Consider the following 20,440-nt stretch of genomic DNA (forward strand, 5'->3'; position numbering starts at 1 on the left):
GAACTGTTTTATTGAGGTATAAGGAGAATAAAATGAGTATTTTTACTTATCTAAAAAAAGATCATAGAGTAGCTAAAGAACTAATTAATAAAATATTACATTTAGATCCGCATGCTACTGAGGAGCGGGATGATTTATTTAACCAATTAAAAAAAGAAATTATTATTCACAGCAAGGCTGAAGAAAAGGTATTTTATAAGCCTTTAAAAAAGGAAGAGGCAACTAAAGAAGAAATTCCTCATGCTAAAGAAGAGCATGAGGAAGTTGAGCAAATGTTAGAGCGTTTATCAGATAAATCTTTAAATGGCGCTGCTTGGTCAAAGCTATTTCAAAAAATGGCAGATTCTTTAATGCATCATATTGAAGAAGAAGAAAATGAAATTTTTAAAGATGCTAAAAAAGAGTTATCTTCTAACGAAGCACAGGAAATGGAATTAGCGATGCAAAAGGAAAAAAGAACTATTGAAAAGAAAATAGATATTCCACTTCGCAATGAAGATAAGTAAAAGGTAAGTTTGGAATATAAAGAGATAAAGGCTCTTTATGTCGTTAAATAAACGATATCCCGAAACTTATTGGGGATAAAATTATTGTTTTATCCCCAAACTTGATTTCCTGGAATCGCTTGCTAATTATTAAATTTGTAATATTATGATAAAGGACTTTATCTTGAAGTAAAAAGGATTTACTGAGGTATCGTTTGATATAGATGTCAATAAATTATAAACAAGGGAATGATAATGACAACATTAGTTGGAACCCAAGAGCATTTTAAGGATGCCTTATACGAACTTTGTGAACTTGATTATGATGCTATTGAAGCTTATGAAGCAGCTATCAATCGAGTTGATAATGCTGAGTACCGTAGTAAGTTAACTGAATTTAAAAATGATCATCAAAGACATGTCCAAGAAATAACAGCACTCTTAGAAAGCCACCAAGAAAAAGCACCTGATGGACCTAGCCTTAAACAATTACTTACCCAAGGTAAAGTAGTATTAGCAAATATGCTTGGTGATGAAGTTATTCTAAAAGCAATGATAAGTAATGAAGTAGATACAAATACAGCTTACGAACGCATTAATTCTCATCAATATATATGGCCTGACGCTGTTGAAATATTAAGCCGCGGTTGGGCTGATGAAAGACGACATAAGCAATGGCTAGAATCAGTAACAAGTCAACGCTAAATAACAATTCAACTTGGGATTAGAAAGAGAGTTTAAATTCCTGATCATTTCTAAAATAGAAAAATGTTTAAATTAACAAATAAAGGAGTCGCTGCTATGAAACGGATACTTTCAGTAATGCTTACTACTATAGTCTTTTCTTCTGTTAATGCTGCTGCATCTTCTGATGCAGATACAACAAATGATTCGTCAAATGGTAGTTATTCTACCACTACCGGCACAGGTGCTGATACTACAGGCACAAATACAGGTACAGGTATCGATACCACTGGTGCAACTACTGGCACAGATAATTCTGGTATTGATAATTCTATGGGTACTGATACTACAGGTGGTGATGTAACAGGCACCGATCCTATAGGTGATGGTATGAATGATACTATGACTACGGGTAGTGGTGTAGATACGAATGGCACAGGTACTGATATGGGTACTGATGCCTCAGGTAATACAGATAGCTCTATGGGCAATGGTGCTTCAGGCACTTCAACAGGTGGCTCTATGGGTACAGGCACTACAGGTGGAACTGGTACAACAGGTGGTTCAATGGGCACAGGCACTACAGGCGGCACGGGAACTGGTGGTGCAGGCGGAGCTGGGCAATAAGATTAATTTATTTAAATAATTATGATTCAAGGAGAATAACATGGTTAACAATGAGCGTACGGGAATTTTAACGATAATCGGAATTATTATTATCGCTGCACTTGTGCTTTATTTCTTATTTGGCCGTCATACTGATACTACTACCACAACAGGTACTACCACGACGACTACTGGAACCACTGGTACTGGTACTACAGGTACTGGTACTACAGGTGGAGATACAACTGGCGGTAGCGCTACTGGAACAGGTGGTGGCGCTCAATAATCTAGAAAATCATCTGGATATGATACTCAGTAAATTTGCTGGGTATCATACTCTATAAGTTCATCTCTAAGAATCAAACACATATGCCACAATAGAATTCTTGTATAACTTGCGTCTTTTTCTTTACAGCTGCGCTGTAAACATTCCTGTGGTGCTCCTATGATATGTAAATGCCACTTCTCAAAACGTTTACGCTTTGTACTAAAACAGGATTCACAGGTTAGGTAAGAACTCTATAAATTTCGAAAAGCAGGCTGATCTACTTCAGTATTTTATCCTATACTCAATTAAGGATTGATCTAACATCAATAACAGGAAGGATTATGGCAAAACCAGTTTGGAAAGGATATATATCATTTGGATTAGTCGCAATTCCTGTCAATTTATACCCTGTAGAGAAAAAAAATGAATTGCGTTTCCATCTTTTAGATGCACGCGATCAATCGCGGGTTCGCTATGAACGTGTTAATGCAGAAACAGGCAAAGAAGTTCCTTGGGATGAAATTGTTAAAGCATATGAATTTCAAAAAGGTAATTATGTTGTTCTTGATGATGAGGATTTTAAGCACGCAGCACCAGAAGCTTTTAAATCGATTGATATAGAAGAATTTGTCGATTTAAGTGATATTAGCTGTCTTTATTTTGATAGGCCTTATTACATGGTTCCAGATAGTTCTAATAAAAAGGCGTATGTTTTATTGCGGGAAGCTTTAAAGAAAACTGAAAAAGTTGGTATTGCTAAAATTGTCATTCGTAATCGAGAGTATTTAACTTTAATTCTACCCCATGAAGAAGCTTTGATTTTATATGTTATTCGTTACCATCAGGAGATTCGTAATGAAAGCGAATTTGACTTTCCTAATGAGGGTTTGAAAGCTTATCATATTAATAATCGTGAAATAAAAATTGCTACTGATTTAATTCAGGAAATGAGTGCAAAATGGAAGCCAGAGAAATATCATGATGAATATCGTGATGCATTAATGAAATGGATTGAGAAGAAGAAGCCGACAAAGTCAACGAAAAGAAAAGCAGAAGAGCCTAAGGAGAAAAATGACGACTTAATTGACTTTATGGCGTTACTTAAAAATAGCCTTAAAAATACAAGTCGTCGTTCAACTAGTAAAGATGAGAAAAAAAGTCGATAAACTTATGTCTAATTAGGTGCTTTGACGCTCAGTTCTTACCTATCGTAACAACTAAGTGTCAACATATCCTATATAAAAATTTATAGTTCGCCAACTTTAGAGGTTATTCGACCACAATAGGTGGGAATCGGTCAGCGTAATTTAAAGGTTTCTTTGCTACATTAATGGCTAAATTTAATGCTGTTTTAGTAAAAATTGCTGCTAATTCGTTATTAGCTAATATTGCTGTAGGCTGGCCAATATCACAGTGATTGCGAATACGATGGTCTAAAGGTAATCGGCCAAGTAACGGAAGTTTAAAATTATAGGCTAACTTTTGTCCACCACCTTCACCAAATAACTTGTCTTGATGACCGCATTGACTACAAGTGTGATAAGACATATTTTCGACGATACCTAATACATCAATATTTGTTTTTGCAAACATTTGAATTGCCTTCTGAGCATCTAGCGTTGCTACAGGCTGTGGTGTGGTAATAACAACTGCACCTGTTAAAGGAATTTTCTGCACTAAACTTAATTGAATATCACCAGTCCCGGGAGGAAGATCAATAAATAAATAATCTAGTTCATCCCATAAGGTTAAATCTAACATTTGTATGAGAGATTTAGCAAGCATAGGGCCACGCCAGATTAATGCTTGTTCATCACTTGGCATGAGATAGCCAATTGACATTGCTTCAATACCATGCACTTTCACAGGTAAATAGTGCTCTCCACTAATTTCAACTGGTTGATGCTGACCAAGCATTAAGGGAATACTAGGTCCATAAATATCAGCATCTAAAATTCCTACACGTGCGCCAGCACGAGCTAATGCGATAGCTAAATTAACGGTCACAGTTGATTTACCTACGCCGCCTTTACCTGAGGCAATAGCAATTGTATTTTTAACACCACGTAATCCTTTGCCTGCTAATTGCGTTCGATGGGCTTTAATAAAAAAGTCTAGATTAACATCAACTTTTAAAGATGGATAAACATGTTCCAATTTTGCTTTAATAGTCGGTATGTAGTGGGTTTGTAAAAAATTAACAGGAAAACCTGCCTGTAGATAAACTCCAAGGTGATTTCCTTCTTTCTCTTCGTTAAGTTTCAAGCTCATTTCTGCTGCCGTTAAATTTAGAAGTTCATCTTTAGTTGTTTGTAAAACCTCGTCAGAGTAAGAAGAAATAGTCATGGTAATAATAGGGTAATTATTTTTAGACTATAATAACTGAATTGATTTATTTGTAAATTGACCAATTTCAATTAAATAATTTTAAGGATGATCATGAAATTATTAAAAATAATTCTAATCGTAACTGCTGGGTTCTATTGTTACCCTTTATTTGCAGAGTCGCAACAATTAGCTTGTCCTGACTTAAAACAAACATCTCTTATTGGAAAGGATTTAAAACAAGATTTTGAAGAAAAATTATGTAAAAAACCGATGTCGCCTACACGCGTAAAATGGATAGTAAAAAATAGTTTACCTAAAGTATTAAATAAAGAATTTCTAGGTGCTGAGCCTCCTGAAAATTGGGAAACATTAATTAATAACTTGATTGATTCTTGTTATCAACAGGGCGATTTATGTAAAAAAGAAATACAGCATAAGGTCAATAATTGTTTAAAAAGTTCTATTCCTTTGTTGATAGTTCAATTAGGACCATGGTTTGGTGATAATTGTGAGGCAATTAATCAAACTGTTATTAAAAATTGGGTGATTAAAAAAAGTGTTATTGATCAATTAATAAAAGAAGAATCAGCATCTTCAGTTAATCAAGATAAGATAGATTAATTTATAAATTTAATTTACTCAAATTGATAGAATATGATTTCTTATTGACATAAATTTATCATTATGGATAATAGCGAACCAAATCTTGGTCTACTATTTAAAATTATGAGATTTCAATCTTCTAAGTCATTAAAAATATGTTTAGATAAGCAGTTACCGAGCGCTTTGAGAATTAAAGTTCAAAACTTTTTTAGTTTTTTACCTTTCGTTTCGCCTATTGATGAACGAATAAACGAGTTAAGAAATTTAATTGATCAAGCTAAAATTAATAAACAAGATTATAGATATTGTAAATACTATGAGCTTCATATAAATTATTTTTTATCTAACCTTAAGCTTTTTTATCATTATTCTCGTAAAGAATCAGCCTACACTCAGTCGTTGCGAGATGGTAAAAATTCATTTAAAAATATAAAAGAAAATTTGTCGCCAGTTACTGCAAAACGCAATGAGGTTAGTTTAATTAATAGTACTAAGCTTTTTAATAGTTATTTAGTCCAAATAGAGAGTTTTCTAAAAGAAGATAACTTTCAGGAAAAAATAGAGAAATTGTTAAAAACCTTAGAAACTAAAGAATTACATATTAAGCTAGCAAAAGAGTTAATTTCTCAGGCACGCGCTAAACCCTTTCTATCAAAATTAACGCAAAGTGCGCTAATTATTATTGATAAACTTAATCTTGAACAAGAACAACTAGTCAGCTATGTATTTGATGACTTAAAGAATGATCAAGCTTTAGATAATTATTACTTTTATTTAATGCAAAAAGCTGAAGCCTATAAGTTAACCCTCCTTGAGTTAATAGATGATTTAGGAAGTAGCAAAGCTAGTAAAGAACCATGTCTTTATAAATTACAACGTGATTTCTTGCAGATGAAGCATCCCTTAAATCAGCTTTGCGACAATGGCGTTATCCAAGAAAAAGAAGAAGCTATTGATAGTTTTATAAAGCACTTTAATTTATGGCGTGCTGAGCAGCAAGCCAAGCTTACTACAACGCCACAGGATGTAAAAATTAAAACTTTATTACAGCAGCTTACTCAATGTATCGAACAAATTAAATTCTATATAAAAATTTTACACAAACCTATTTTAAAAGATAAGTATTATCAAGATCAGATAGCAGAAACAAAAGCACGAAAGATCTATTATGATCGCAAGGAATTTGAAGAAGATTTAGAATATAACCGAATAGATAAAATTTCAGAGCAAAGATTATATGAGTTATATCCTAATGATGATGATTTTATCAAGCAGTTGCAAAAATGTCGTCAGCAGGGGATAAAAGTTTTTGATGCAAAAGAGTTAAAGCATCAGGAAGAAACTAGCTTTTCCAAAGCTTCGGTGTTAAGTATTTAATATAAACTAAGTTATATTCTAACACCTAGCCCTGGTCACCTCCAAGCAGGCAATGCTTAAATTAATTTAAAGTAACAACCTGCTGGTTTTATTGTTTACGTGTAAGGGCTAAATTACAGCCCTCTAACTTTTTTACCGCCTAAGTGGCTCGGCTTGTCCAAGGCATGCAGGTGATGATGAAATTAACTGAAAGCAATCAACAACTTTCTGTCCTTAATTCCTATATTTTTAAAGGCGACCGATTTTATTCTAGATACCGCGACCAAGTCGCAGTACGTAGAGTCTAATGAGGTGCGGTACGCAGGGTCTAATGGATAGTCATGCGTAGTTAAAGTTAAACACAAAATAATGGCAGGTTAGTGGAAAAGAGATAAAAGATTTTTGTATTAATAGAATCAGGGCAATATACAAGTATTAATCTGTGCTTTATTTTCGACTTTCCAAGATAGCCAAAATTGGGTTGGAAGATAATAAATTCCTAATTGCATTGGCACCTTGATGATCTCTTTCAAAGATTCTATATTTTTATTTAATTCTTCTTGATCTAATCGTTGCTGTTCTTGGGTAGCCGGTGTTGTTTTAAAATTAATTAGCCAATAGGCGCCCTGATCATAAAAAGTCCTATCAATTAATTTCGTTTTAATAAAACCATCTTCATTAACTAGCAATTCATATTGATTACGTTCATCTGTATGTAATTTACAAAGCCATTGACCAAGCTCACTTGATAGCATTGCTTCAATTTGGGCTTGAATGGTAATAATGATTTTAGTTTGCTCACTATGAGTAAAGCCCATCATTTGCAATCGTTTCTGAAGTATAATCCAAGGTAGTTCAGTAATATTTTTTGGATGGTGGCTAAAAATCCAATAGAGCAGTTCATAAATAGCTTCGTTTGTTTGCTTCGTAAGTATATCTTGTTCGAGTGATATATTTGATCTTGCTAGAGGTGGGATTTCTTTGGATTTTATATAGTGCTCTAAAGGTAGGCGTCTTAATAGGGGTAACATCATTTGTAGGTTAGCCATTGGAGTGGGGTAATCTATGGAAGCAAATGGTTGTTTACTTAAGAATTCACGCAAGGTATTAAGTGTTAATTTTTGGTGATTGTCAAAAAGATAAAGCCTTTTTCTAGCGCGTGTAACAGCAACATATAAAAGGCGTTGCTGCTCATAGCTATCTTTTTCGGCGTCAATATCTGTTAAATAATTATATAAGAGGCATTGCTCCTGCTGCGCTGCCCGAATCGGTGACATAAGAAGTAAGTCATCACCAACTTGTCTAGGTAATTTTAACCAACGAATTAGAGGTCTATCCTGCTGCTGCGATTTACTGCCTAAACTCGGTAGAATAATAGTATCAAACTCTAAGCCTTTGGATTTATGAATAGTCATAATATGTAGTCGTGAAGACGACGTATTTTGAGAGTAGAGTCGTTTGAACTCTATTTCAAACTGTGTTACATCATTAATTTGTCCATCTTTTATAAATCTATTGAGCAAATTAAAAAATTGTTCAATGTCTAATTGTTGTGAATCACTTAAAAGTAAATCACCATGCAACTGCTTAATAATTTCAATTAAGGATTCTATTAGTGGTTTCTGTTGACGAGTGTTTAAAGCCCGTTGCATAACGGTATAGAAATAACGGGCGCGAATTAAGCCCTCTTTGCTTAATTGAGTTAATTTATCTAAATGGGCAAGGGTATAATAGATTGAGCGATGCTTATTAAAATTAGCAATATAATATAAGTCTTTTAAAGATAGGCCACACCAAGGACTTCTCATAGCAGCTAACCAAGCCAGACGATTAGCAGGCATCAGTAGCGCTTTAGTCAATGACCAAATATCAACTAAATGAGCTAAACTTGATAACTTTTCAACTTCTACCCCTTGAAAAGAAATATTTTTCCGCCGCAGTAAGGGAATTATTTCTACTAGATGGGTACGCGATCGAACTAAGATAGCGATAGTATCTTTTGGGTACTTAACTAATTCTTGTTCAACTAATTGAACAACTGCTTCCGCTTCTTGCTGTCTATCATTAAATTGTTGCGCTTTTATCCAGCTGTCTGCAGGTGAATTTATTACAGCACTAGAGTGATGAAACGAAATAGCGCCTGTTTCAATGTCATCATGGGGAGGAAAAATAGAATTAAAATGCTCATTGACCCAATCAACAATAACAGAAGTGGATCGGAAATTAGCACTAAGTTCAAGTGGTATTAACTTAATGCTGGCTAATCCTTCTTCACGGGCTTTAATAAATAATCCTACTTCAGCTTGTCTAAAACGATAAATGGATTGCATGGGATCACCCACAATAAATAATGTTTTACCATCGTCGGTGCTCCAGCCTTGAACAAGCTTTTTAAGCAATTGAAATTGCTGTAAAGAGGTGTCTTGAAATTCATCAACAAGAATGTGATGAACTGTATGATCAAGGTAAAGGGCTAAGTCTGTAGGATATAAATCATCGCCAAGTGCAAGTAACGCTTGTTGTGAAACAGCAGTGAAGTCAACTTGATTTTTGGTACAAAAAGTAACTTGTAGGTGAGCAGCTAACAAAGGTAAAAGCGCTAGAAGTGCTTGTAAAATCTCCCATTGCTCATCATTATAATAGGGAGCTGGAAGGTTTTTTAAACGAATTAGTAATTTTAAAAAATGTGGTATGTTGCTTAACTTATATAAAATATTTTTACTTCTAGTTTTTAAGTCCTCATAAATTTCTTTGTTACAACTGTCTCTTTTTAAACCTACATGGTGATCAAAGCTTTTTCGTAACTTATTATCTTTTGTCAGCAGTAAAGAAGCTAAACAATTCGCTATTGCGCGATTAAATTGATTGACTGTCGCCCACTCTCGTAGCGGTTGTCTTGTTTGATTTATTTCTAAATCAAGCATGGCAAATTGTGCACATAGTTTACGTAACTCTTCACATAGTGTTGAAGGAAAACTAGCAAGAAAACGCTGTAATTCATGTTGTTCAATCAAGTAGAGAGCTTGTTCAAAATTTTCCTTTGTTTGCTCATGTGCTGCATAAACAGCAGGCAACCATTGCTCACGAGTTTTAAGTAAATCACTTAGTAAAAGAACTAATCGATCTTGGCGATTATCAAGATGATGAAGTAATATTTTTAAAGGCTCGTGCAAAAAGTCTTTGTTAAGTACATCAGTTAACCAATCGCGTATAGCTTGTTGATAAAGGTCGTGTGGATCTTCACTTACTTTAGCATAAGGAATTTGTTCATCATTTAAAAAAATTGCCTGACTAATGGTTTGGCACAACGCATCAATAGTCATGATCTTTAAGCGGCCGGGTTGTTTAAGAAGCTGCCAATCATATTTTAGACTATTATTTAAAGCGTCTTTAGCATAGCGCTGGGTTAATTGCTGATGGGGCGTATTAGCTGCGCCACCTTTTTCTGCCCGTTGTAAGGCAGTTATTATCCGCTCACGCATCTCACTGGCTGCTTTACGGGTAAAAGTTAAGGCAACAATTTGCTCAGGTGAAGTTACTGTACTAAGTAGTCTTAAATAACGTTGTGTTAATAACTCTGTTTTGCCTGAGCCAGCTGGTGCTTGAACAATAAAAGAATACCTTGGATCAGTCGCCTGTTCCCGTTGCTTACTATCCTTAAGCATAGTTAATCTACTACTAACTCTTGTGCAGGAGGTCTTAGATTATAATTAGAACTCATACAATAGCCATAGGCACCTGTATTAGCAATTAAAATAATATCGTTTTCAAAGGTTCGAGGAAAAAGACGGTCATATCCTAAGGTATCTGACGATTCACAAATAGGGCCAACCACATGCGAAAAATCTGTTTTTTCATCTGTTAAGCGAGTTAAATTAACAATTTCATGATAAGCGCCATATAAAGCAGGCCGTATTAAAGAGTTCATACCTGTTTCAATGCCGATAAATCGTACTTTGCCCTTTTCTTTGCATTGGGTAACTTTAGCTAGAATAATACCACTGTCAGAGACAAAGTAGCGTCCTGGTTCTAACCAAAAGGATAAATGTGAAAAACGGGTTTTTACAGCAAGCAGGGCAGCATCTAAAGCAGCCAAGTCTAAAGGTTGTTGCCCTGGCTTTTCAACGACACCCAAGCCCCCACCTAGATTCACAATTTTTACATCAGGAAATAAGGATAATAACAAGGTTAACATTTGCGCAGTATTTTGCCAAAGCTCCGTTGTTAAGATACCGCTACCAGAATGAGCATGCAGGCCGACCACAGAAATTTGGTGTTCAGCAATAAGTTTATGTGCTATTTCTAAATCACTTTGTGGTATGCCAAATTTTGATTCATTTCCGGCTGTGCAGACAAATTTATGATGACCTGCGCCACTTCCTGGATCAACGCGTAAGAAAATCGATTTATTTTTAAATAATTCTGGCCAGTTTTCTAAAGGATACAAGCTATCTATAGTTAAATAGCAATTTAGAGATAAGGCAAATTCATATTCGTGTTTAGGTGCAAAGTTAGGAGTAAAAAAGATACGCTTTGGATCAATATCAGGAAATAATTTTAGTATGAATTGTAATTCATTGATAGAGACGCACTCAAATCCTAGCCCCTTACTATAAAAAGTTTTTAAAATATCGCTATTAGCATTTGCTTTAACAGAATAGAATAGTTGATCAATTACTTGCAATTTTAATAATTCATCTGCGCGTCTTATAAGCGTTTCACGATCATATACATAGCAGGGTGAATGGGTATATGCTAAATCAAGTAATTTATCACGTTTGTTTTCCCACCAAGGAATGTTACGTTGCCCAGGATTACCAAACTCTTCATGCCAACTTTTTGAGTAGTAAAAACTCTGGGGATTACTTTCAATAAGCAAATTATGTAGTTTCTGGCAGAGTTTTTCTGCATGTGATTCATCAACAACAAAAGTTAAATTTAAGTCATTCGAAGCCAATGACATTAAATATATTTGTTTAGCTTCAAAAACTTCTAGGGTAGGGCCTAGTTTGGGAAGAATTGTACGAATATGATGACCAACTAAACTAATGGCGCTACAAGGCTCAATAATTTTTGCTTTACCAAATTGATTTAAGTCTTCTATTAATGCTTCAAGATTATGTCTTTCATGAAGCTTTGCATTAGTATCTAAAGATAGGGTTACATTAAATTCGGATGAAGACAATAAATCAACCGAAAAACCATGGTGTTTAAATGCTGCAAAAACATCAGCTAAAAAGCCGACTTGATGCCACATATTTAAAGTATCAATAGAAATTAAAACAATACTATGTTTTATTTGAATTGACTTAATGGGTGGCGCTAGCTCATCACTATCTTGAGTAACCCGTGTGCCTGAATGTTCAGGCATATTTGTGTATTTTACAATCAAAGGGATATTAGCTTGGCGTACGGGCGGTAAGCAATTAGGGTGGAGAACTTTAGCACCCATAGAAGCAATTTCTTGAGCTTCATCATAGTTGAGTTGTTTAAGAAGACGTGCATGTGGAAATTGATGAGGATTGGCTGTATAAATTCCAGGTACATCAGTCCAAATTTCACAACTTTTCGCACCGACAATGGCAGCGAGTAAACCTGCTGATGTGTCCGAACCCCCACGGCCAAGTAAAACAGTATCACCTTGCGGATTAGCAGCAAAAAAACCTTGAGTAATAATGGCTTGCGTACCTGAATTAAGTAACCTTTTTTTAAGTTCAGGGTTTGGATCACAATGACAACGTGCCGTTAGAAAATTAATAGTATCATTACCAGCGACAGGCACTGAAACCAAGGCTTCACGGACATCAAACCATAGGCAAGAAATTCCTTTTCTTTGTAAAAAAGCATGACCAAGTCGGGTCATCATTAATTCGCCTAAACTTAAAATCTGAGCTCGCGTTTTAGCAGGTGCTTCTTTAAGTAGTGCAATACCTGTTAACCATTGATTAAGTTGAGCAATCTCAATTTTAATTAAATCGGGTGAAACATTGAGTGTTTGAGCAAGGGAGAGATAACTTTCAATAATGTCATCTTCAATGGCTTTATGTTGATCAAATAAGGCGGCTTCAGTTGCTTTCTCAAGTTTATTTGAAATTTGAGCCATAGCTGAGCAGACAATAATAGGTTGAACACCACTTTTAATATGCTGCTTTGTAATTTGTGCAATATTTTCCCAGGTTTGTAAAGAGGAGACACTGGTACCGCCAAATTTTGTCACTACTTGTTGCATAAAATTGTCCGCACAAAGAAAAACCACATTATCATGGAGTCCTTTATCTGACAAGTTAGCGAGTTAAATTTGTTAGGGCTTACGAAAAACACTAATCTCTTCGTTAAAAAAACAGGTTTAATTCGGTTATTTAGTCTATCTATCTAAATTCCCTCATTAAACCTATTTTTTGTCTTAATTTTGGTATTTTTCGTAAGTCCTGGTTGTAATAAAAAACCATTATGATTCCTAGATATGCATGTTGAATTTTATATGCATAATACGCTGATTTAATTATAATTTTTTTATGAGAATCATTTGAAAATAACTTTAATTCATTTATTATGTTCTGCTCTGCAGATTTAGGATGCATTTTATAATGTAAGGAGTTAGGTGTGTCGAGCATACAAAAACCTATGAGAACAATCCTGAGTACTACAATTGCTACTATTTTAGTAAGTAATACTTATGCTGGAAGTTTTTCCCTATATACGGAATCAAGTGCTGTAGCTACTGGAAACTTTGCCGCTGGTGTTGCTGCTGAAGTAGCTGACGCATCAACTGGCTGGTATAACCCCGCTGGTTTAGCTTTAATACATAATCCACAAGTAGTAACTGGAGGCGTAGGAATTTTTCCTTCCTCTAAAATTACTGGGACAAGTACATTTTTTACTGAGACTGTTCCTGTTCCTGCTTTAAGAACTTATACTCAATCGTTTCATGATTTAGATGGTGCAGATGATGGTTTTGTACCATTCTTTCATTTGGCTTACCCTTTAGGTCCAAATGCTACAGCTGGGTTAACCATGAATGCGCCTTTTGGATTAGCTACCAATTGGAGTAGAACAGGCCCCGTTCGTTATCAAGCGACTTATAGTGAAGTAATTACAACTAACCTTGCGCCTGAAATTGGTGGCCGAGTAACTGAAAATTTGTCGTTAGGTCTTGGTATTGATTTGCAGTATGCAAGAGTAAAATTAAATCGAGTTCTTGGTTCGCCTGCGTTTGGTCAATTACCTGTACCAGGATTAAGCCCAACAATACTTGACTCTTATTCATATAATAAAGGCGATTCCTTTGGCGTTGGTTTTCATGCTGGTGCTTTAGCCTTGTTTAATGACAACCACTCTAGAATTGGTATAAATTATCAGTCGCAAGTTAATCATAAGTTTCATGGTTGGAGTCGTTTAACAGGTCCATTAGCAAGACCAGGTTTAGTTAACGTAACGCCTGCATCTGCTATTCTTGCTGCTTCAGCGATTGGAGATCCCGTGTTCTGGAGTAATGATCTTACAAGTAATAGCGTTCAGCTACCAGATATTGTCACCTTAAGTGGTTACCATGATGTTAATGAAAGCCTTGCTTTACTAGGCTCTGTTGTCTATACAAATTGGCATACCTTACGTTCTATTCAACTATATAAAGTAGCTGGTTTTGCAGCCGGAAGAGGGCAAGCTAGACTATTTTCTGAATCAATTACGGACTACCGTAACACATGGCGTGCATCTATTGGTGCCAATTATCGTGTTAATAATCAATGGTTAGTTCGTGTAGGTGGTGGTTATGATCAAACGCCAACGGTTGATGAATTTCGTGATATACGTATAGCTGATTCTGATCGCTGGGCACTATCAGCTGGTACTCATTACCAATATAATCAAAATTTAGGGGTAGATTTCGGGTATACCCATCTATTTGGTATTGGTAGCGTACCTATCAATAGAACTGATCCTGCTGGTGCTGGCAGTACTTATAATATCAACGCGAGAGCTAAAGGGAAAGCTGATTTAGTTGCGCTACAAGCCGTATGGACCATGGACAGTGCTGAACCGCCAGTCATGACTAAATAGTGTGTATTGACTTAAAAGAACTTAACCGTTTAAAAATGAGCTTATTAAGCTCATTTTTTTACTCAATGACATGTGAAGAACATTCTTGATTATTGGCTAATATAAATTTATTAAGGAATCTAGCTATATCTGCTTAAAATTGCTTATCAACATTGAAAACATTTATACAGCGACATGTAAACTGTTCAGGTATGCAAATTTTTCTGCTTAGAACCTATTTATTTTAATTGTCATTCCCGCGCAGGAAAGATGATGACTTCATATTCCTTAATTACATACACCGTGAATCGTTACACTGACATGAGTATATCACGACAAAAGATATAATCTCTTTAGGACAAACTTAAGATAATTAATAGCGTCCGCAAACTAAATTAAATCGATTGTCTTAATAAACGAGCTATGTCCTTAGCAAAATAAGAAATAATTAAATCAGCTCCAGCACGTTTGATCGCTAAAAGGCTTTCAGTTATTGCTCGTTCTTCATCAATTAGACCTTGCTGTATAGCATTTTTTAACATTGAATATTCACCACTTACCTGATAAGCCCCTAAAGGCACTTCAGGAAAATGATTTTTAATTTTATAGATAATATCTAAATAATTCATAGCAGGCTTAACCATAAGCATATCCGCGCCTTCTTCCAAATCAATAGCCGCTTCTCTTAAAGCCTCATTACTATTGGCAGGATTCATTTGATAGGTCTTACGGTCACCAAATTGCGGGGCACCTTGTGCTGCTTCACGAAAAGGACCATAAAAACTGGAGCAATATTTTACAGCATAACTCAAAATTGCTGTTTGCTGAAAACCGGCGTTATCGAGTGCTTGGCGAATGGCACCAACCATGCCATCAGTCATACTACTAGGCGCAACCCAATCTGCACCAGCTTCTGCATAACTAACTGCTTGCTTACCTAACAATGCTAATGTTGTATCATTATCAACTAGCTCATCTTGTAAAGCGCCACAATGACCATGGTTTGTGTATTCACAAAAGCAAACATCTGTAATAACCACCAGATTAGGATTAGCTTGTTTTATACGTTGAATTGCCTGTTGAATAATACCGGTAGAATTTAGCGAGGCGCTGCCAATTTCATCTTTATGAGTAGGGATACCAAATAATAAAACAGCTGGAATATTAAGATTAGAAATCTCCTCAATCTCTTCGGTTAAATCAGAGATGGGTAGTCGAAACTGTCCTGGCATACTAGTAATTTCGCGCTTGATATTAATTGCTTCGTCTATAAAGATAGGCGCAATAAACTGTTGTGGATGTAGACGCGTTTCTTGCACCATTGCTCGAATTAGGGGCGTGCGACGTAATCTTTTTAAGCGTAAAGGTAAATGATAATCTAACATACAACTTAGTCCTTCTGATGGGTGTAGAATAAGTCAATGCCACTACCTGTCGTACTAGCATTAACTTGCACACTAAAAAATTTATTAAGTAAATATTTTAAAGTTAAAACATTGGTATCTGTTTTTGATAAACCAACGTTATAACTTAGATATAACCTTTTTGATAAAGACTTACCTATAACTAAGCTAGTTTTATCGGTGCTTTCATTAGTTTTTTGATTATATTGAATATTGTTTTCTATATTAAAATCGATGCCTAAGCCTTTCTTTAATTGAGATAAGAGCTGCGTACCTCCACTGCTGGAATCAAGGTTAAGGGCTGAGACTGCAGCTAATATTAATTGGGCGCCTGATTTATCAGCTTGGTTTGCTGGTCTACCAAGAAGTAGCATGGATAAAATATCCGCTTGAGATAAAGTAGATGGCACTGAGAATAATTCCACTTTGGGCTTACTTAAGCGTCCTTTCACCTCAATACCCACTGTCGTGTATTTACCAAAATCCAGTGTTTGAATATTAGAAGAATTAAAATCAAATAAATGATTTGAACCGGCAAGCGTATTATTAGTGGTGTTGTTAAATTTTCTGATAGCACGTACTTGAATAGCAGGATTATTGATTAATCCACCAGTAAATAAAAGTTGACCTTTTTCAATAGTTAAATCTTGTCCGTAAGCTTGATATTTCCCATCTTTTACATCTAGTTTACCCGTCGCTGTTAAGGGGCCCTGTGGGAGCTGGCGAAGGTTAACTGCACCTATTAAGTGGCCTTCTAACCCCTTTACAGTCAGCATAACATCATCGCCCATTTCAATTTTAACATCAGTATCAATATCGTAGGGATTGGGCGATTCCTTTTTATCAACAAAGACTACATCATCAGTTAAACTGACTGAATTTGAAAATGTTTGCGGTTTAATGATAGCTTTAGGTATAAGAACCTGTCCCTTCATCTTTAAATCAGAAGGAGTAAATTCAAAGTTTAAATTAGGTGAAATATTAATCAAATACTCTTTGCTAGAGATTAAGGGAACGTGTTCACCTTTAACAGTAAGTGCTCCTTTAACACTTGGCATAAATTCACCCTTACCATTGATAAATAAAGGAACCCCGCCTGAAACAGCCTCACCTTGCACTTGCCATTTTTTATCGCTACTAAGTAAGGTTAATTGGATTGGATTTAGATTAATACCTAGGCTAGGCATAGCGATACTTGCTTTAGTTAATTGCACTTCGCCATCAATAGTAGGTTTACCAAGTGTGCCAGTTACTTTTAAATTCGCGCCTAAATGACCTTCAAGTTTTTTAATCTCAGGGCTAAAATCGCTTAAAAAAGCTAAGGAATTAACTATAAGTTGTAAATTACCATTGACACTTTGCTGTTTTAAGTCACCTTTAAAATAGTTAAATTTTGGTAAACTAAACGAAAGAAGCATTTTCTTGGCGTCATCTAGAATTAGATTACCTGTGGCACGCAGTTGTGTTTCATCGAGCTTTGCGACTATATTTCCGCCTGCAAAATTTACCTTAGTAAATTCAGGAGTTTTAAACTCACCCTTGCTTATAGAAAGTTGTAAATCGCCTTTTTGCTCATCTGACAATGCAGCTTCAGCGGTAATTGTTGTATTTAGGCCATTCAAATAAGGATGTAGCAATGACGGTTGGGGTATAGATGCTTTCAAATTCCAAGGGAATGGTGCAGAGCCATTCACTTGAAAATGGTTAGGACCTAAATCTATGGCAGCTTCTAAAGTTTGTTTATTATAATGGACAATTACTTTAACCGGACTGTCATTATAGCGTCCAGTGATTTGGCTATATAAGGAAAGCGTAGGAAGTGATTCACCAGAAAAGTAATTTTCAGCCTGAACTTGTTTAATCGGTAAGCCTAATTTGTCATCTTCGTCGGCTAAGTGGGATTTTAAGTTTCCTTTTAAATGAGGCAATTGATTATTATCATAAGATAAATCTAAATTGACATTACCTACTTTAGATAAAAGGCTTGCCTTTGCATGTGCCCCAGTAGCAGTAGTAGCTGCATTTATCTGTAAGGTAGAGGAAAGAGGTTCTTTAATTTGTCCATTTAACGCCAGCGTTAAATTAGGTAATTCGCCATTTACTTTTAATTGACCTTGTTCGCTGACGAATTGATAATCTTTAGTAAGAGGCCAGGTTAAATTTTCCCAATTACCCACTAAATTTAGTTGTGAGCCGTTAATAATATTGCCCTTAACAGTAAAAGGGGTCGGGTTGGTAAATTGTCCAGTAAGAGAATAATTAAGAAAATTACCACTTAAGTGAATTTGCCCATTTAAACCAACTTGTGTTAAGTGAGCTGGTTGTATTTGAGCGGATGCAGTTACTGGGTAAGGCATTATTGAGCTAATAACTGCATCACTTTGAACAATATGACCATTCGTTATTAAGCTAACGTTCTGAAATTGCCATTGCTGATTAGTAAGGTTAGCTTGTAGGTGAATCTTTTCTATTTCTTTAGTTGAGTTAATTTGGTTAATTTTAACACGATTGATATCTGCATTATGAATAACAATGCTTAGGGGTAAATGAGGTAAGTTAAAATGAGGTAAGGTAAGCTTAGAGTCCGAGGTTACTGTTTCTTGCTCTTTTGAAACGATAACAAGGTTAACTTCATCAACTTGCAAATTATTAATTGTTAACCTTTTCTTTAATAGATCGGCTATAGACCAATTTAGATCTAAATTAGATATGTTTACAGCATAATCCTTATCAGAATAAGCGATCTCTTTAAGTCCAATATGATTAAAAATATTTCCTTTGACAGAATTAACCCTTAGATTACCTGGTACAATATATTGAGCAATTTTTATTGACGTCCATAAACCAGGCGTAGTTCCTAATAAGAAAAGTACAATAGTAGCTAATAATAAGAGGGTAATTAGCAAACTGTAAAACGTAATCTTAAGTGTTCGATAAATAACATGCATTATAAATCAGGTCCTATATTAATAACTAACTTAGGTTTTTTACCGGAAGTCATTTTAAAGTCTGACTCAATCGCCTGTGCTATACCAATTTTAATAGGCCCAACTGGGGAGACCCACATTAAGCCAAGTCCAACATCTTGCTTAACATTCTTAGAGTGAGGTTTATACACATCACCGACATCATAAAAACCAATAACATACCAATTTTCTACTGTTTCTTTTTGAACCTCAATACCACCATAGGTTAAAATTTTACCAGGTCCTAAAGCGTTATAATTATAACCCTTTAAATTATCGGAGCCACCTAATAGAAAACCTAGGGAGACGGGTAATTGATAAATATCATTAATTACCGTTATTCCTTGAATAGTATGGAAAAAGAAGCGTGTTCTGATAGGGTCTACCATATAGGCAGCGCGGGCATCAAGCAACACTTGCGAGAAATTAATATCAGAAAGTAGTGCTTTAGTCGCGCCTAACCCAGTTAGAGTTAACTTATAACCATTGGGTGAGAAAAGTTGATCAGATTTATTAAGCCAAGTAAAGGTAGCCTTAGGATATAATGTGTTTTTAGTCGTTTTTTCAAATGTAGGTTGATTATCATAGTTAAAACGTTCAAAAAGTGCATTTAAAGACAATAAGCGTTGGAATGTAGGTAAATTATGACGTTGGGCTAATGAAAGTAATAGCGAATTACTGTAAGCCGCATTGTAATTTAAATTAGAAAAGCTACCCAGTGCTTCATATTGATCAGTAATAGGATTTTTGCCCGGAATTACATATTGTGTTTGTAAGGAATTTTCATTAAAAGAGCCTAAAGCAACTGCATTAAATTTATGTCCTGCTCGATTAACAGGGGCAATATGGACACCTGCTTTACCACGAATACCTGTATCTGTTCCAAAACCTAAACCTAGAGAATAATTAATTCTTGATGCCCGCTGCAAATGAACATCAATAGGAATAATTTGTGACTTTTCATTTTGTTTAGGTTGCACATTAACTGCTTTAAAATAGCCACTGCCGCTTAAATAATTATTAAATTCTAAAACCTTGTCAGCTGAATAAGGCTGACCATATTTAAAAGGGACGAATCGATGTAAAAGATCTGGTGAAATGTAAGTTGGGTCAAAACGAACTTGACCAAAGTAATATTGTGGCCCGGTATCAAAAATAAGAATGATAGTAGCTATATATTTTTTTCTATCAATAAGAACTTCAGATTTTTCAAAAGAGGCTCGTAGATAACCTTCTTGTTCAGCAACACTCATTAAATTTTGTTTAGCTGTTTCATAATTAGCACTATTGAAAGGTTTACCTGATTTAATAGGCAATTCTTTTAGAGCTTGGATGAAACGAGGATTATCTTTTCCTGCACCAATAATATTTGTGTCAATTTTAGTTACTATTAATCTTGGTCCTGGAATAATATTAAAAATAGTTTTATTAGGTTGATAAGAAATTCGAATCGTTGGTTTGAAAAAACCATAAGGGGCCATTGCCTTTTCAACCTGCGATTTTAGTTCTTCTTCTGATTCCTCTTTTAACGATTTATTTTGCGCAATTTCAGTTAGTCTTGTTTGAATATTATCAAGTAATTTCCCACTTACACCATTAATTTGAATGTTTTTGACATCTTCGGCAGCAATAAATAAAGGTAGGCATAAAATAATAATGAGCAAGCGGACTGTTTTATTCATACTTAATTCTCAACTATAATTT

At 35.1% G+C, this 20,440-nt stretch carries 14 protein-coding genes; 8 read left to right on the forward strand and 6 right to left on the reverse strand.

The window, feature by feature from the left end:
• The first annotated feature begins 32 nt into the window (after nucleotides 1-32).
• The 5 genes from E1P04_RS01940 (at nucleotide 33) to ku (ending at nucleotide 3,209) form a co-directional block, all read left to right on the forward strand.
• On the forward strand, nucleotides 33-506 hold the full coding sequence (locus E1P04_RS01940) for a hemerythrin domain-containing protein (RefSeq protein WP_131781252.1): 474 nt from the start codon (nucleotides 33-35) through the stop codon (nucleotides 504-506).
• A 234-nt stretch (nucleotides 507-740) separates the two neighbouring features.
• Nucleotides 741-1,190: a DUF892 family protein gene (locus E1P04_RS01945; protein WP_131781253.1), complete on the forward strand. Its 450-nt coding sequence runs from the start codon at nucleotides 741-743 to the stop codon at nucleotides 1,188-1,190.
• Between the two features lie 96 nt (nucleotides 1,191-1,286).
• The gene (locus tag E1P04_RS01950) at nucleotides 1,287-1,796 is read left to right on the forward strand and encodes a hypothetical protein (RefSeq protein ID WP_131781254.1); all 510 of its coding nucleotides are present in this window, start codon (nucleotides 1,287-1,289) and stop codon (nucleotides 1,794-1,796) included.
• 40 nt (nucleotides 1,797-1,836) lie between these two features.
• Nucleotides 1,837-2,061, forward strand: a complete 225-nt coding sequence (locus E1P04_RS01955; RefSeq protein WP_131781255.1) for a hypothetical protein — start codon at nucleotides 1,837-1,839, stop codon at nucleotides 2,059-2,061.
• A 323-nt stretch (nucleotides 2,062-2,384) separates the two neighbouring features.
• The gene (gene ku, locus E1P04_RS01960) at nucleotides 2,385-3,209 is read left to right on the forward strand and encodes a non-homologous end joining protein Ku (RefSeq protein WP_131781256.1); all 825 of its coding nucleotides are present in this window, start codon (nucleotides 2,385-2,387) and stop codon (nucleotides 3,207-3,209) included.
• Nucleotides 3,210-3,312: 103 nt separating this feature from the next.
• On the opposite strand, the gene apbC is transcribed toward ku, so the two are convergent.
• Entirely contained in the window at nucleotides 3,313-4,389 is a 1,077-nt protein-coding gene (gene apbC, locus E1P04_RS01965) for an iron-sulfur cluster carrier protein ApbC (protein WP_131781257.1), read from the reverse strand.
• A 93-nt stretch (nucleotides 4,390-4,482) separates the two neighbouring features.
• Between apbC and E1P04_RS01970 the strand changes: the two genes are divergently transcribed.
• Both E1P04_RS01970 and E1P04_RS01975 read left to right on the forward strand, forming a co-directional pair.
• Nucleotides 4,483-4,992, forward strand: coding sequence for a hypothetical protein (locus E1P04_RS01970; protein ID WP_131781258.1), 510 nt, complete (start codon nucleotides 4,483-4,485; stop codon nucleotides 4,990-4,992).
• Between the two features lie 105 nt (nucleotides 4,993-5,097).
• Nucleotides 5,098-6,351, forward strand: a complete 1,254-nt coding sequence (locus E1P04_RS01975; protein WP_165482652.1) for a hypothetical protein — start codon at nucleotides 5,098-5,100, stop codon at nucleotides 6,349-6,351.
• Between the two features lie 395 nt (nucleotides 6,352-6,746).
• Here E1P04_RS01975 and E1P04_RS01980 read toward each other — a convergent pair whose 3' ends face one another.
• Complete coding sequence (locus E1P04_RS01980; protein ID WP_131781260.1) at nucleotides 6,747-9,995, reverse strand: UvrD-helicase domain-containing protein; 3,249 nt, start codon at nucleotides 9,993-9,995, stop codon at nucleotides 6,747-6,749.
• A 2-nt stretch (nucleotides 9,996-9,997) separates the two neighbouring features.
• Nucleotides 9,998-12,559: a bifunctional aspartate kinase/diaminopimelate decarboxylase gene (locus E1P04_RS01985; protein WP_131781261.1), complete on the reverse strand. Its 2,562-nt coding sequence runs from the start codon at nucleotides 12,557-12,559 to the stop codon at nucleotides 9,998-10,000.
• Nucleotides 12,560-12,933: 374 nt separating this feature from the next.
• Here E1P04_RS01985 and E1P04_RS01990 point away from each other — a divergent pair, with 374 nt between their 5' ends.
• Nucleotides 12,934-14,388 (forward strand): OmpP1/FadL family transporter, encoded by a 1,455-nt coding sequence (locus E1P04_RS01990; protein ID WP_242604367.1) that lies wholly within the window; start codon nucleotides 12,934-12,936, stop codon nucleotides 14,386-14,388.
• A 374-nt stretch (nucleotides 14,389-14,762) separates the two neighbouring features.
• Here the strand turns inward: E1P04_RS01990 and hemB are convergent, their stop codons facing one another.
• From hemB to E1P04_RS02005, 3 genes are read right to left on the reverse strand one after another with little or no spacing between them, the layout of a single operon-like run.
• Nucleotides 14,763-15,752 (reverse strand): porphobilinogen synthase, encoded by a 990-nt coding sequence (gene hemB, locus E1P04_RS01995; RefSeq protein WP_131781262.1) that lies wholly within the window; start codon nucleotides 15,750-15,752, stop codon nucleotides 14,763-14,765.
• A gap of 5 nt (nucleotides 15,753-15,757) precedes the next feature.
• On the reverse strand, nucleotides 15,758-18,718 hold the full coding sequence (locus tag E1P04_RS02000; RefSeq protein ID WP_131781263.1) for a translocation/assembly module TamB domain-containing protein: 2,961 nt from the start codon (nucleotides 18,716-18,718) through the stop codon (nucleotides 15,758-15,760).
• The gene (locus E1P04_RS02005; RefSeq protein ID WP_131781264.1) at nucleotides 18,718-20,418 is read right to left on the reverse strand and encodes an autotransporter assembly complex protein TamA; all 1,701 of its coding nucleotides are present in this window, start codon (nucleotides 20,416-20,418) and stop codon (nucleotides 18,718-18,720) included. Before E1P04_RS02005 ends, E1P04_RS02000 begins: the two co-directional genes overlap by 1 nt.
• Nucleotides 20,419-20,440: the final 22 nt, after the last annotated feature.

Origin of the sequence: Legionella gresilensis (assembly GCF_900639865.1) — a bacterium.
GTDB classification, from domain to species: Bacteria; Pseudomonadota; Gammaproteobacteria; order Legionellales; family Legionellaceae; genus Legionella_C; species Legionella_C gresilensis.

Bases quoted from the DNA above. Each gene is read 5' to 3' on its own strand.
- E1P04_RS01980 (WP_131781260.1), bottom strand. From the start codon at position 9,995: ATGCTTAAGGATAGTAAGCAACGGGAACAGGCGACTGATCCAAGGTAT.
- E1P04_RS01945 (WP_131781253.1), top strand. From the start codon at position 741: ATGACAACATTAGTTGGAACCCAAGAGCATTTTAAGGATGCCTTATAC.
- apbC (WP_131781257.1), bottom strand. From the start codon at position 4,389: ATGACTATTTCTTCTTACTCTGACGAGGTTTTACAAACAACTAAAGAT.
- hemB (WP_131781262.1), bottom strand. From the start codon at position 15,752: ATGTTAGATTATCATTTACCTTTACGCTTAAAAAGATTACGTCGCACG.
- E1P04_RS02000 (WP_131781263.1), bottom strand. From the start codon at position 18,718: ATGCATGTTATTTATCGAACACTTAAGATTACGTTTTACAGTTTGCTA.
- E1P04_RS01970 (WP_131781258.1), top strand. From the start codon at position 4,483: ATGAAATTATTAAAAATAATTCTAATCGTAACTGCTGGGTTCTATTGT.
- E1P04_RS01955 (WP_131781255.1), top strand. From the start codon at position 1,837: ATGGTTAACAATGAGCGTACGGGAATTTTAACGATAATCGGAATTATT.
- E1P04_RS01985 (WP_131781261.1), bottom strand. From the start codon at position 12,559: ATGCAACAAGTAGTGACAAAATTTGGCGGTACCAGTGTCTCCTCTTTA.
- ku (WP_131781256.1), top strand. From the start codon at position 2,385: ATGGCAAAACCAGTTTGGAAAGGATATATATCATTTGGATTAGTCGCA.
- E1P04_RS02005 (WP_131781264.1), bottom strand. From the start codon at position 20,418: ATGAATAAAACAGTCCGCTTGCTCATTATTATTTTATGCCTACCTTTA.
- E1P04_RS01940 (WP_131781252.1), top strand. From the start codon at position 33: ATGAGTATTTTTACTTATCTAAAAAAAGATCATAGAGTAGCTAAAGAA.
- E1P04_RS01975 (WP_165482652.1), top strand. From the start codon at position 5,098: ATGAGATTTCAATCTTCTAAGTCATTAAAAATATGTTTAGATAAGCAG.
- E1P04_RS01950 (WP_131781254.1), top strand. From the start codon at position 1,287: ATGAAACGGATACTTTCAGTAATGCTTACTACTATAGTCTTTTCTTCT.